Genomic DNA, 12430 nt, shown 5'->3' with positions numbered 1-12430 from the left:
TCAGAATGACTTGCGCAGGTCCATGCCGGCGTACAGCTGTCCCACCTGTGGCTCGTAGCCGTTGAACATCAGGGTCTTGCGGCGTTTGGCCAACAGGCCCCCCTCTTCTCCAATGCGCCGCTCCGTGGCCTGGCTCCATCGCGGGTGGGCCACATCGGGATTCACGTTGGAGTAAAAGCCGTACTCCTGCGGCGCTGCGATGTTCCAAGCCGTGCGCGGCTCCTTGTCGGTGAACCGGATGTTCACCAGCGACTTGCCGCTCTTGAAACCATATTTCCAGGGAGCCACCAGACGCACAGGGGCGCCGTTCTGGTTCGGCAACACCTCGCCATACATGCCAAACGCCAGCAGCGTCAAAGGATGCATGGCCTCGTCCAGACGCAGGCCCTCGACATACGGCCACAGCAACACGCTGGAGCGCAGTCCCGGCATGGTGTCCCGATCGGCCTGGGTCACGAACTCCACATACTTCGCGCTGCCCAGCGGCTGCGCCGCCCGGATCAACGCACCCAGCGAATAGCCCATCCAGGGAATCACCATGGACCAGCCCTCCACACAGCGCAGCCGGTAAATTCGCTCCTCCATGGGAGCCAGCTTGAGCAGCTCCTCCAGCCCGTAGGTCCGGGGCTTGTTCACCAAGCCCTCGACCGACACCGTCCACGGGCTCGTCTTCAGCGACTTGGCTCGCGCCACGGGGTCCGACTTGTCGGTGCCGAATTCGTAGAAATTGTTGTAGGTCGACGCGTGCTCGTAAGCGGTGACCTTTTCCACCGTTGATGCCCCAGGCAACGCGGAAGAGGCGCCCGCCAGTGCGGCGAGCTTGCCGGGCCGGGCCACAGCGGCCAAGGCGTCCCGCGAAGCCCAACCAGCCAGCGCAGCACCACCGGCTCCCAGGGCCAGGTGCTGCAGCCACTCGCGGCGTCCCAGATATGTGGACCGGGACGTGATTTCGCTCGATCGAGGATGGTGGTACCCGGTGTCGGCAGAACGGATGATCATGAGAGGCTCCTGTGGTTCGGGTCAGTCGTAGGAGCCGGGGATTTCTTACCAAGTTCCTGACGGCGTCATCGAGCCCTCGCCCGAACCGGATTCTTCATCGCCCGCATCCAGAAGGGACACGGGCTTCAGGAACGGCAGGACCTCACAGCTCGCCGTAGCTGTGCAAGCCCGAGAGGAACATGTTCACCCCCAGGAAAGCGAAGGTGGTGACCGCGAGCCCCACCAAGGCCCACCAGGCCGCCACGGTGCCACGCAGGCCCTTCATCAGGCGCATGTGCAGCCAGGCGGCGTAGTTCAGCCAGACGATCAGGGCCCAGGTTTCCTTCGGATCCCAGCTCCAGTAGCCGCCCCAGGCCTCCGCCGCCCAGAAGGCACCCAGCACGGTCGCGATGGTGAAAAAGGCAAAGCCGACCGCGATGGCCTTGTACATCACATCGTCCAGCACCTCGAAACTCGGCAGTCGCTCGGCAATGCGACGGCGGCCGAACAGGATGGTGGCCACGATCAGCGCCGAAATGCCGAAATACACAAACCAGTAGCTGCCGCCCTTTTCCGCAGCCGAAGTCCGAAAGACGATGGGTTCAAAACACAGCACGATGCCCAGCAACCACAAGGGCGCGAGCTTGTACCAGCGCGACTCACTGGCACTCTGCTTGATCAGGTAGGCAAAAGCCAGCATGGCCGAAATGGCAAACGTGCCGTAACCAATGAAGTTGGCGGGCACGTGGAGCTTCATCCACCAGCTCTGCAACGCGGGCACCAGCGGCTGGATCTCGTGGGCTTCGCGCACCACGGTATACCAGAGCAGGAAGCCCACGGCCGCGCTCACCACCAGCATCACGAAGGCGCCCATCGAACGGGTGTTGTACTGCTCTTCGTAATACAGGTAAAAGGCCGCCGTCATCCAGCAGAACAGCACGAAGACCTCATAAAGGTTGCTCACCGGGATGTGACCAATTCCGACACCAATCTGGTGGCTCTCGTACCAGCGCACCATGGTTCCCACCAGTGCCAAGGTCACGGCCACCCAGGCCAGGCGCGACCCCAGGCTTTCGAATGCATTGCCTGCGCGCGTGAACATCCCCACCCAGTAGAAGATGGTGCTCATGAAGAACAGCACACTCATCCAGAGAATGGCTGACTGGCTGGAAATGAAATACTTGAGCATGAACACCTGTTCAGCGCGCGCCAGGCTCGCCGTGCCTTCCGGCGTCTGGTACAGCGAGATGGCCAGCAACGACAGTGCCGCCACCACCACCATCAGCACACGCAGGGGGCGCCAGAACCAGCCCAGCCAGATGACCGCGGGGACGGCACCCGCCAGAATGGCTTTTTCATATCCTTCCATGGCCGGGCTGTAGCGCATGAAACTCCACACCGCGCCCGCTACCACGAGGACAGCGAACAGCCAGTCCCACACATTGCGGCGGGCGAAATAGCCGGGTTCCAGGCCCGAGCCATTCTGGCCCCGCTTGAGTTCAAAAGTCTGGGTAGCGGTATTCATGAGGGCACCTTCAACAACTGGGACTTCAACATTTCAAACTCCTGATCGGCTTCCATCGTCTTGCGGTTGGACGAGAGCGCCATCGTGGCCTGCGATTGCCCTGCGCCCGCAGGCGAGAGCCACACCCACACGCGCCGTTCGCGCACATAGAGCATGACGAAAACACCCAGGATCAGCAAGCCGCAGCCGAGGTAGACGATGCTCTGGCCGGGCGCGCGCGCCACCTGGAACACACTCGCCTGTACATGTTCAAAATCCTTGAGCTGAAAGGTCATCGGGGCCGGGTAATAAAAAGCATCGCTCAGACTCATGACGGCGTGCGTCATGAATTGCTGCGTAGCTTCGCTGCGCTCCAGCGGCGGCAGGCCGGCCCGTTCACGACTGACCTGCAACAACTCGAACAAGGTCCCGTTGAGGATGCGCACCAGCACATCGCTGGCGCGCTCGCGCTCTGCTTCGGGCACGTTGTTCTCCAGAAACGCCGACACCGCTTGCAATCCCCCTTTGATGGGCGGGTTCCCCACCGCCGCTTCAGGGATCTCGGCGCCGGCAAACAGACCGATCGCCCGTCCGGAAGACGCCTGCAGGGCTTCGGCGAGTTCGGTGCGCCCCGCTTCGACCGCGGAGACCGCGTAGCGGCGCACGGCCAGTTCGCGCAACACCGGATCGGCGAGTGCCGAACGCAGGCGCACAAAACCATCGATGCTGTCCTGCTCGTCGGCCGGGATGCGCAGGTACCGGAAGGGCTCGGACGGCGTTTCACGCATGCCAAAGAGGAACATGCGGGAACCATCGATCTCCATGGGCAGCATGTAGTTGTTGTATTCCACCGCCTGGCCCGCCGCGTCGCGCAGCTTGTAGCTGAAACTGGGGCCCACGTTGCGCAGGGTTTTTTCGGCACCAGGCTTGTGCCCCGAACCGAGGCGGCTTTCGATCGAGCTGCGCAGGTCAACCTTGCGCACATCCGTGCCCGATGCTTCGCCCTGGTTCGCAAAGTTCTCCACGTTGATCACGCGCAGGCCGGTGTACTCCAGTGTGAGCTTCTGGTCCCCGTTGCTCAGCGCGGATGTGCCACCGATCACGCCCGACACCTCGAACGCCTTGGCCGGCCCGTTGATGGGCACAGCCTGCAGATTGACGCGCGAACCGCCATCGTCGAAGCTGGACTGGTAAATGTTGATGCCGCGGTGGCTGGCGGGATGGTTCACTTCAACCCGCGTCTCCTTTTTCTCACCCGTCTCGTGATCGTGGATCACGATGTCGCTGGCAAACAGCCTCGGCATGCCGGTGTCGTAGTACTCGACAATGAATTTCTTGAGTTCGACCGAAAACGGCAGATCCTGCAGCAGCACGCCATCGGACTGGGCCAGGATTGCGGTGCCCGCCGTGGTGCCCTCGGTCACCAGCAGGTTGCCCCGGAACGTCGGGTTGCTGGGAGAAAGGCGGTGCTGAGGGGCCACATCGGCAATCAGGCCGCCACCCGTGAACGGCGTCTTGCCGTTGAACCACATCTGGGCACGCACCACCAGATCGCCATCGAGCAGGCCACCGAGGCACACCAGCACAATCGCGCTGTGTGCCGCCAGATAGCCGATCTTGTTGGTCGATCCCGCCTTGGCGGCCACCATCCAGCCAGTACCGCCCGCGCTTTCCCGCGACTGCAGCTTGACCTTCCAACCAGAACCCAGCAGGGTTTGACCGATGCGGTTGGCCGCTGATTCGGGCGTTTCAGGCAGCGCGCCTTCGGCCCGATGCGGAAAAGCCTTGAGACTTTGCTCGCGGATGTTTTCCTTGTAGGCCTTGAAGTCCACCAGGATCTTGGGCGTGTTGCGCGCGATGCACAGGCTGGTGCTGACCACCAGAAACGCGAGGATCAGCAGAAACCACCACGCACTGTAGACCGTGAACAGCCGGGCACTGCCAAACACATCGGACCAGAACGGGCCAAATTGGTTGACGTAGTTGTTCAGGGGCTCGTGTTGTTTGACCACGGTCCCGATGACCGACGCGATACAGATCACCGTCAGCAGCGAGATCGCAAACCGCATGGAGGACACCAGCTCAACCAGTTGACTGGCGAAGCGTGACCCGGTACGGATCTGCAGGCCTTGGGTAGATACAGTCATTTAGGCGTCGTAAAAAACAAACAGGGCGGATCTGGAAGAACCCAGAACGCGCCCTGATGTGATGCTTTGTTCGTGTGGCGGTTCAATGCAATGTTCGATAAACCCGCATTGTGAGGCCAAATATTAACCAACGCTTATATCCCCGAAGACACCGGGGGCTAAGCACGTGACCGGTCAGCGCAAGCCCGCGATGTAATCAGACACCGCCTGGATTTCGCGGTCGTTCATTTTGGCTGCCACACCGGTCATCTGGATGTGGTTGGCGCGCGTGCCGTCGCGGAAAGCCTTGAGCTGGGCAGCGGTGTAACCGGCATGCTGCCCTTTCAGGCGCGGGTACTGCGAGGGAATGCCGGCGCCAGTGGGGCTGTGGCAACCCGCACAAGCCGCAATCTGGCGATCAGCGATACCGCCGCGGTAGATGCGCTCACCCAGTCGAACCAGATCCTTGTCCGTCGCGAAGCCTTCGCGTGCCTTTTGATCGGCCAGCCACCAGGCGATGTTGCGCATGTCATCATCGGACAGCGCCGCGACCATGCCCTGCATGATCGGGTTGGCCCTTTTCCCAGACTTGAATTCCTGCAGCTGCTTGACCAGGTACTCTGGATGCTGCTGCGCCAACATCGGATTCTCCGGCGTCACCGAATTCCCGTCGGCTGCGTGGCAGGCCACACAAACCTGCCCATAGGTGGCGGCACCCTTGGCAACATCGGGTTTGACCGACTGCGCATGTGCACTGAACGACAGGGCTGCAGCGGCAACCACGCAAAGGAAAGAAACGGGCAATTTCATGTCGGGGCGGCGTCGGCAACGACGCGTCGGTTTGAAGAAGTTCGCGGCTTTCGGGCCGTACAGCATTCGATTTTACAATGCCTCACAGGATACCCAAATGACTCAAGTCAAGAATACCGCCACCGCCTCGGACACAACCCCATCCAGCACCCCCAGCGTGCAGGGTCCCGAGGGCGCCCAAAACGCAGAGCGTCCCGATATCAAGAGCCTGCACGGCTGGCTGCACACCGCCCGATTCCTCACGACGGCGCCCCAGCTGGAACACCTGCCCACGCTGGATGTTCCCGAGGTGGCTTTTGTGGGTCGCTCCAATGCCGGCAAATCCACCTGCATCAACACCCTGACCCAGCAAAAGCGCCTGGCTTTTGCATCGAAGACGCCTGGACGCACGCAAAGCATCAACCTGTTCTCGCTGGGCAAGCAGGGGCAGACCGACGCCGTGCTGGCCGACTTGCCGGGTTATGGGTACGCTGCGGTGCCGCGCGAAGCCAAGCTGCGCTGGCAGCGCGTGATGGGCAACTACCTCATGACGCGCGAAAACCTCAAGGCCGTTGTGTTGCTGTGCGACCCCCGCCTGGGTTTGACCGAACTCGACGAAATCCTGCTCGACGTGATCCGCCCGCGGGTACAAAGCGGCCTGAAGTTCGTGATCCTCTTGACCAAGTCGGACAAGCTCACGCGTGCCGAGGCCAACAAGGCCCTGTCCATTGCGAAGCTGCAGTGTGGCGGTGGTGAAGCCCGCCTGTTTTCCGCGCTCAAGAAGCAGGGGCTGGACGAGATGGCGCGGCTCCTGTGGGACTGGACCCATGGCGAGGCCGTGGCGCCCATGGAGCCAGCCGCCGAAAAAGCGGTGGAAGACGACGAGCCTCCGGCGCTCGACTGAGCCGACTGGGCAGAACCCGCCGTCAGTCAGGCCTTCACCGGCGTTCAGCTCCGTGCATAGGGCGACGCTTCGCCGGCCGGTCGCGTCTTGAAGCGCTTGTGCACCCAGTAGTACTGCTCGGGCATGGTGGCGATCATCTGCTCCAGGCGCTTGTTCATCAACGCGGTGTCGGCCACCGCGTCGCCGCCGGGATAACCATCCCAGCCCGGTAGCACCTCCACGTCGTAACCACTGGGTGTCATCCTGCTGATGACCGGCACCACGCGCGCACGCCCCATCTGGGCCAGCCTCGGCAGGGTGGGCACGGTGGCGGTGCTCACACCGAAAAACGGCACGAACACCGACTCTGCCGGTCCCATGTCCATGTCCGGCAAGAGGTACAGCACCTCCCCCGCGCGCAGTGCCTGCACCAGCGAGCGCATGCTTTGGTGCTTTTCGACCAGCCTGACTGAGCCGTACCGCAGCCGACCCGCCCGAATCCATTGATCCACGGCCACATTGCGTTGACGGGCATACAGGCTGATGAACCTGCGCGGAAACCCCAGGGCCAGTGCGGTTCCGCCGGCGTCCAGTCCTACAAAGTGCGGCGCGAACACCAGAATCGGCCCGTCGGTGGCCAGTTCATGGACCGCCCCGACCAGCCTCAGGCGGCGCCGGGTCACCGCTTCACTGGCTTCCCAGACCCAGCTCCGGTCCAGCCAGGATTGCGCGAAATACACAAAATGCCGGCGCACAGCGCGGTTGCGCTCAGCCTCGCTGTCCTGAGGGAAACACAGCGCCCAGTTGGTGCGGGCAATGCCCCGGCGCCGGCCCGCCACCGAGTGGAGCAACTGCCCCGACAGCCACCCCAGGCCGCGCACCCATGGCAGAGGCAATCTGGCCAGCAGGCGCATGAAACCCACGCCCAGTCGACCACCCCAGGTTTTGGAGCCCGATGGACTGTGATGAGTTGGGGGGGGGGTTGTGGACATGAATGACTGCGGTGAGCACCGGGGGACGTTTCAGCGCCGGGGCGCGGCGCCGGTGTCCGGGGACTCGGGTTGACGGGGTTGCTTGTAGCGGTCGTACGACCAGAGGTATTGCGCCGGCGATTCTCGCACCAGCGACTCCATGGCCTGATTGATCTGCAAAGCGGCCGTTTGCGGGTCGCTGCTCAGACCCTCCTCAGCCAGACCCGGGAAGGGGCGCACATGCACCAGGAAGCCGCGGCCCCACGAGAGCCGCTCGCCCCAGATCAACACCGGCTGCACGCCCGGTGTCCGTGCCAGGCGGGCCGACAAGGTCATGGTGTAGGCCTCACGCCCGAAGTACGGCGCCCACACGCCTTGGCCCGCGGGCGGCACCTGATCCGGCAGCAGCCCCACGGCCTGCCCGGTCTTGAGCGCCTTGATGAGCTGTTTCACGCCGGCCAGCGTGGTCGGCGCCGTCAACAGGCCCGGACGCTCCCGGGAATGGGCCACCAGATCCCGCAGCCAGGGTTGGCGCGACGGGCGAAACAGCACGGTGGTGGTCATGCGGTCACCGAAACGCTGTGCCACCGCCTGCGCCGTGATTTCAAAACAACCCAGGTGCGGTGTCAGGAACAGCACGCCAGAGCCGTGGGCCATCGCCGCTTCGATCAGGGAAGCCCCTTCCCAGCCCACCTTCATCGGGGCTCCCAACCACAACCGGGTGGTTTCTACGGCCATCTTGCCCGCTTCGCCCACCGAAGCCAGCGCCACCCCGCGGGAAAAACCGGCCTGGCGAACATGGGCCATCAAGCGGCGCCGGTAGCGGGGCGACAGCAGAAAGCTCAGCCAGCCCACCACCCAGCCTGCAGCGTGCAGCACAGGCAGCGGCATGAGCGAGAAAAAGCGGAAAAGCAGTTGAATGAAGACGGTCACAAATTGCTCAAGAGGCCTGCATGGCCGTCGAAATATACCGGCGATGGGCATACACCCGTTGCTTGCGTCAGGCCATGAACAGAGCAGGGGCCACAGAAAACCGTTTGCCCTAAAATCCCGTCATCGCCGAGTTATTGAACTAATTGCGGGGCGATTCACAAATTCCGCTAAAGCGTTCGCCGAACCCAGAAGACCGGCAACGCCGATCAACCAACTCTGGAGTTTATACATGGCGAACGACTTTCTCTTCACTTCCGAATCCGTCTCAGAAGGCCACCCCGACAAGGTGGCTGACCAGATTTCCGACGCGATCCTCGATGCAATCTTCAAGCAGGACCCGCGCAGCCGCGTGGCCGCCGAGACCCTGACCAACACCGGCCTCGTGGTGCTGGCGGGCGAGATCACCACCAACGCGCACGTCGACTACATCCAGGTCGCGCGCGACACCATCAAGCGCATCGGCTACGACAACACCGAGTACGGCATCGACTACAAGGGTTGCGCCGTGCTGGTGGCCTACGACAAGCAGTCGAACGACATCGCGCAGGGCGTGGACCACGCGTCCGACGACCACCTGAACACCGGCGCCGGCGACCAGGGTCTGATGTTTGGCTACGCCTGCGACGAGACGCCCGAACTCATGCCCGCACCGATCTACTATGCGCACCGCCTGATGGAGCGCCAGGCCCAGCTGCGCAAGGACGGCCGCCTGCCCTTCCTGCGGCCCGACGCCAAGAGCCAGGTGACGATGCGCTATGTGGACGGCAAGCCGCACAGCATCGACACCGTCGTGCTGTCCACCCAGCACAGCCCGGACCAGAGCGAGAACCAGCACCAGATGAAGGCCTCGTTCACCGAAGCCATCATCGAAGAAATCATCAAACCGGTGCTGCCCAAGGAATGGCTGCAGAACACCAAGTACCTGATCAACCCGACCGGGCGTTTCGTTATCGGCGGCCCGCAGGGCGACTGTGGCCTGACCGGCCGCAAGATCATTGTCGACACCTACGGCGGCGCCTGTCCGCACGGCGGTGGCGCGTTCTCCGGCAAAGACCCCAGCAAGGTCGATCGCTCAGCGGCCTACGCCGCGCGCTACGTGGCCAAGAACATCGTCAAGGCCGGCCTGGCCAAGCAGTGCCAGATCCAGGTGGCCTACGCCATTGGCGTGGCCAAACCGATGAACGTGACGGTCTACACCGAAGGCACGGGCGTGATACCGGACGAGGCGATCGCCGCGCTCGTGAGCGAGCACTTCGACCTTCGCCCCAAGGGCATCATCCAGATGCTCGATCTGCTGCGCCCGATCTACGAAAAGACAGCCGCCTACGGTCACTTCGGCCGAGAAGAGCCCGAGTTCGCCTGGGAGCTGACAGACAAGGCGCAGGCGCTGCGCGCAGCGGCCGGACTCCAATAAATCCATCGACCACCCTGACCATCCGGGGACTTGCCCCGTGTCGGGCAAAGCCCATGCCGGGGATCCACCGTGGCTGCACGCAACCCAGTCTGCGCCAGGGCATGAGCTCGTTTACTGAACATGCGGCCCACGGTTTCTCGACTCACGCTGCCCAGGCCAGGCTCCTGGCGTGCGGCGTGTCGAGTTCCACCATCGTCCAGCGCTGGCGGCCTGTGGGGCGCCGAACATGCCAGCTCGGTCACACGTGCTTCTGCGTCCGAGTCGTACTGGCGAGGCCGCGCCGGCACATGACAATACCCCCGTATATCGATTGGCGATGTCCGAAGTGTGTTCCTGTTTCTTGAGTTACGTGTTCCTATCTCAGGATGGCGGATCTGTCAGCAAGCACCAGCAATCAACCGGAAGCCTCCACGTACCTGCCCCGGGGGTGCTGGAGCGAACACTTGTAACCCCAGCGCTACAGGCGCAGACTCTTCTGGGTTTTCAGCATGGTGACCGATATCATGAACAGATGATTCTTGCTGTGCATCGCATCGACTTGGAGCTTTGAACCATGAAAAACCCTGACCGCCCGGACCGGAACGACAACGCCATCCCCGAACTTGAGCGGCTGGTGGCCGAGCGCACCCAAGCACTGGAGCAGGCACTGGCCCGTGCCCAGGCGCTCTACGAACAAGCCCCCTGTGGCTACCTGTCGCTCGACGGTGAGCTGCGCTTGGTCAACATCAACCAAACCCTGTTGAACTGGCTGGGCTACGAGCGCGAAGAGGTGCTCAGCAAACTGGATCTTCTTGCCCTGGTCGATGCGTCGTGCCGCACGCTGTTGCAGACACGCATGGAATTGCTGCGCCATTCAGGCCGCAGCGAGCCCATGGAAGTCGAAATCCGCCGCAAGGACGGCAGCCAGTTCCACGCCCTGTTCTTGTCCACCGCCGTGTTCGACGAGCAGGGACGATTCCTGCACACCAACACCAACGTGATGGACATCAGCGACCGCAAGGCGGTTGAGCTGCGGGTGGCCGCCCACAACAGCTTCCTGCAGAACATCACCGACCGTATTCCGGTGCGCCTGGCCTACTACGACAAAGATCTGATCTGCCGTTTTGCCAACATTGCCCACGCCAGCCGGTACGGCAAACAGCCGAACGAGATGGTGGGCACGCACCTGAGCCAGTTTGTGCGACCCGAACTGTTGCCCGAAATCCTCCCGCACGTGGCCGAGGCGCTCAGTGGCAAACCCCACAGCTTCGAGGCCGAGCGTGTGGACAAGAACGGCTCGCTCAACTACTACGAGATCCACTACATTCCGGATTTTCGCTACGGTGAAGTCGAGGGTATCTTCATCGAACTGCACGACATCACCGAACGTCGGCGCACCGAGGAGTTCGTGCTGGAAGCCAACCGCGACCTCGAAGAGCGCGTGCGTGAGCGCAGCGCCGAGCTGTTCCAGAGCGAGCAACGCTACCGCCTCATGGTCGATGCCCTCCAGGACTACTGCGTCTACTTCGTGAACGAAGACGGCGCCGTGACCGATTGGACCGAGAGCGCACAGCGTTTGCATGGCCATACCCGCTCGCAGATGCTGGGCAAACCCTACTCGCAACTGCTGGCCGCCGCCGACGCAGGCGAGGAAGCGGTCGATCCGGCCCAGGCGTTGCTCTCGGCCAAGGCCCACGGCCAGTGGGAATCCCGGGGCTGGCAGCTGCGCAACGATGGTTCACGCTTCTGGGCCCACACGGTGCTCACCGCTTTGCGCAACGAGGCAGATGAACTGCAGGGTCTGTCCTGCATCACGCGCGACATGACCGCGGCCAAAAGCCTGGAGGATGTGATGAAGGATCTCAATCACGAACTCGAAAAGCGTGTGGCAGAGCGCACGCACGAGCTGGTAACGGCCAACAAGCATCTGGATGTGTTCTCGCACATGGTGTCTCACGACCTGCGTGCGCCCCTGCGCCACATCGCCAGCTTCGTCAGCCTGCTGCAGGAGCAGATGGGCGAATCCAGCGACGGCCTGGCGCTGCAATACCTCAACTCGATCGCAAAGGCCAGCAAACGCATGAGCATCATGATCGAAGGCCTGCTCGAATACGCGCGCCTGGGGCGGGTTGCCATCGAGTCGCAGCCCGTGCCACTGGCGCCGCTGGTCGGCGGCGTGATTGCGCATCTGAAACAGGAAAACCCCACCCGCTCCATCGAATGGGTGGTGGAGGAAGATCTGCCGATCGTGCGCGGCGACGCCATGTTGCTGGCCGAGGTGTTCAGCAACCTGCTGAACAATTCGGTGAAATACACCCGCCCCCGCGAACACGCCCGGATCGAAATCGGCTGGAAGGTCGATCCGGTCAACGGTCGCACCTTCTACATCCGCGACAACGGTGTGGGCTTCGACCTGGAGAAAGCACACAACCTGTTTGTGATGTTCCAGCGGCAACACCACTCCATGGACTTCGAGGGCACCGGCACCGGTCTCGCGCTGTCCCAGCGCATCATCGAACGCCACACCGGTCGCATCTGGGCCGAAACCGCCTCCGGTGAAGGCTGCACGTTCTACTTCACCCTGCCGTTCGAGGGCCTGGAGCCCGAACTGGACTCCCCCACACCGGCACTGGCGATCTGACGGAGCACGTTCCTGAGACCGGCGGGTTCGCACCACCATCGTGGGTACGTGGACCCAGCCGGTCCAACTGCCGTGCCGTCTCACCGTTGCTGGCCACCACCGGCTGCATGTGACCTCCATCGCTGGCCCCATTTTGATCTGGCTGCGCCGGCGCAACTCGCTCCGCCACTGGGGCAGGTCCGGGAAAATTGCTGGAGCAGCCATCTTCCACG

9 protein-coding genes are annotated in these 12430 nt (G+C 62.8%); 3 read left to right on the top strand and 6 right to left on the bottom strand.

What is annotated here, in order from left to right:
* From msrP to AC23D4_RS18800, 4 genes are all read right to left on the bottom strand, one after another.
* A complete protein-coding gene (gene msrP, locus AC23D4_RS18815) occupies positions 1–999 on the bottom strand; it encodes a protein-methionine-sulfoxide reductase catalytic subunit MsrP (protein WP_472887095.1) in 999 nt (332 codons plus the stop codon).
* Positions 1000–1141: 142 nt separating this feature from the next.
* Positions 1142–2503 (bottom strand): c-type cytochrome biogenesis protein CcsB, encoded by a 1362-nt coding sequence (gene ccsB / locus AC23D4_RS18810; RefSeq protein WP_472887094.1) that lies wholly within the window; start codon positions 2501–2503, stop codon positions 1142–1144.
* Positions 2500–4629 (bottom strand): cytochrome c biogenesis protein ResB, encoded by a 2130-nt coding sequence (locus AC23D4_RS18805; protein WP_472887093.1) that lies wholly within the window; start codon positions 4627–4629, stop codon positions 2500–2502. The genes ccsB and AC23D4_RS18805 overlap by 4 nt, the downstream gene beginning before the upstream one ends.
* Positions 4630–4803: 174 nt before the next feature.
* A complete protein-coding gene (locus AC23D4_RS18800; RefSeq protein ID WP_472887113.1) occupies positions 4804–5418 on the bottom strand; it encodes a c-type cytochrome in 615 nt (204 codons plus the stop codon).
* Positions 5419–5515: 97 nt separating this feature from the next.
* Here AC23D4_RS18800 and yihA point away from each other — a divergent pair, with 97 nt between their 5' ends.
* A complete protein-coding gene (gene yihA, locus AC23D4_RS18795; protein WP_472887092.1) occupies positions 5516–6301 on the top strand; it encodes a ribosome biogenesis GTP-binding protein YihA/YsxC in 786 nt (261 codons plus the stop codon).
* Positions 6302–6345: 44 nt separating this feature from the next.
* On the opposite strand, the gene AC23D4_RS18790 is transcribed toward yihA, so the two are convergent.
* Both AC23D4_RS18790 and AC23D4_RS18785 read right to left on the bottom strand, forming a co-directional pair.
* Entirely contained in the window at positions 6346–7272 is a 927-nt protein-coding gene (locus AC23D4_RS18790; protein ID WP_472887091.1) for a lysophospholipid acyltransferase family protein, read from the bottom strand.
* A 30-nt stretch (positions 7273–7302) separates the two neighbouring features.
* Positions 7303–8184, bottom strand: a complete 882-nt coding sequence (locus tag AC23D4_RS18785) for a lysophospholipid acyltransferase family protein (protein WP_472887090.1) — start codon at positions 8182–8184, stop codon at positions 7303–7305.
* Between the two features lie 229 nt (positions 8185–8413).
* On the opposite strand from AC23D4_RS18785, the gene metK reads away from it, so the two are divergent.
* The gene (metK, locus tag AC23D4_RS18780) at positions 8414–9598 is read left to right on the top strand and encodes a methionine adenosyltransferase (RefSeq protein WP_472887089.1); all 1185 of its coding nucleotides are present in this window, start codon (positions 8414–8416) and stop codon (positions 9596–9598) included.
* Between the two features lie 553 nt (positions 9599–10151).
* A complete protein-coding gene (locus tag AC23D4_RS18775; RefSeq protein WP_472887088.1) occupies positions 10152–12218 on the top strand; it encodes a PAS domain-containing sensor histidine kinase in 2067 nt (688 codons plus the stop codon).
* The last annotated feature ends 212 nt before the right edge of the window (positions 12219–12430 follow it).

The sequence above is a fragment of the Hydrogenophaga sp. L76 genome, assembly GCF_057654755.1.
This window is presented reverse-complemented; position numbering and strand designations above follow the sequence as displayed.

Coding starts and splice junctions, on each gene's coding strand:
- msrP (WP_472887095.1), bottom strand. CDS start 999: ATGATCATCCGTTCTGCCGACACCGGGTACCACCATCCTCGATCGAGC.
- ccsB (WP_472887094.1), bottom strand. CDS start 2,503: ATGAATACCGCTACCCAGACTTTTGAACTCAAGCGGGGCCAGAATGGC.
- AC23D4_RS18805 (WP_472887093.1), bottom strand. CDS start 4,629: ATGACTGTATCTACCCAAGGCCTGCAGATCCGTACCGGGTCACGCTTC.
- AC23D4_RS18800 (WP_472887113.1), bottom strand. CDS start 5,418: ATGAAATTGCCCGTTTCTTTCCTTTGCGTGGTTGCCGCTGCAGCCCTG.
- yihA (WP_472887092.1), top strand. CDS start 5,516: ATGACTCAAGTCAAGAATACCGCCACCGCCTCGGACACAACCCCATCC.
- AC23D4_RS18790 (WP_472887091.1), bottom strand. CDS start 7,272: ATGTCCACAACCCCCCCCCCAACTCATCACAGTCCATCGGGCTCCAAA.
- metK (WP_472887089.1), top strand. CDS start 8,414: ATGGCGAACGACTTTCTCTTCACTTCCGAATCCGTCTCAGAAGGCCAC.
- AC23D4_RS18775 (WP_472887088.1), top strand. CDS start 10,152: ATGAAAAACCCTGACCGCCCGGACCGGAACGACAACGCCATCCCCGAA.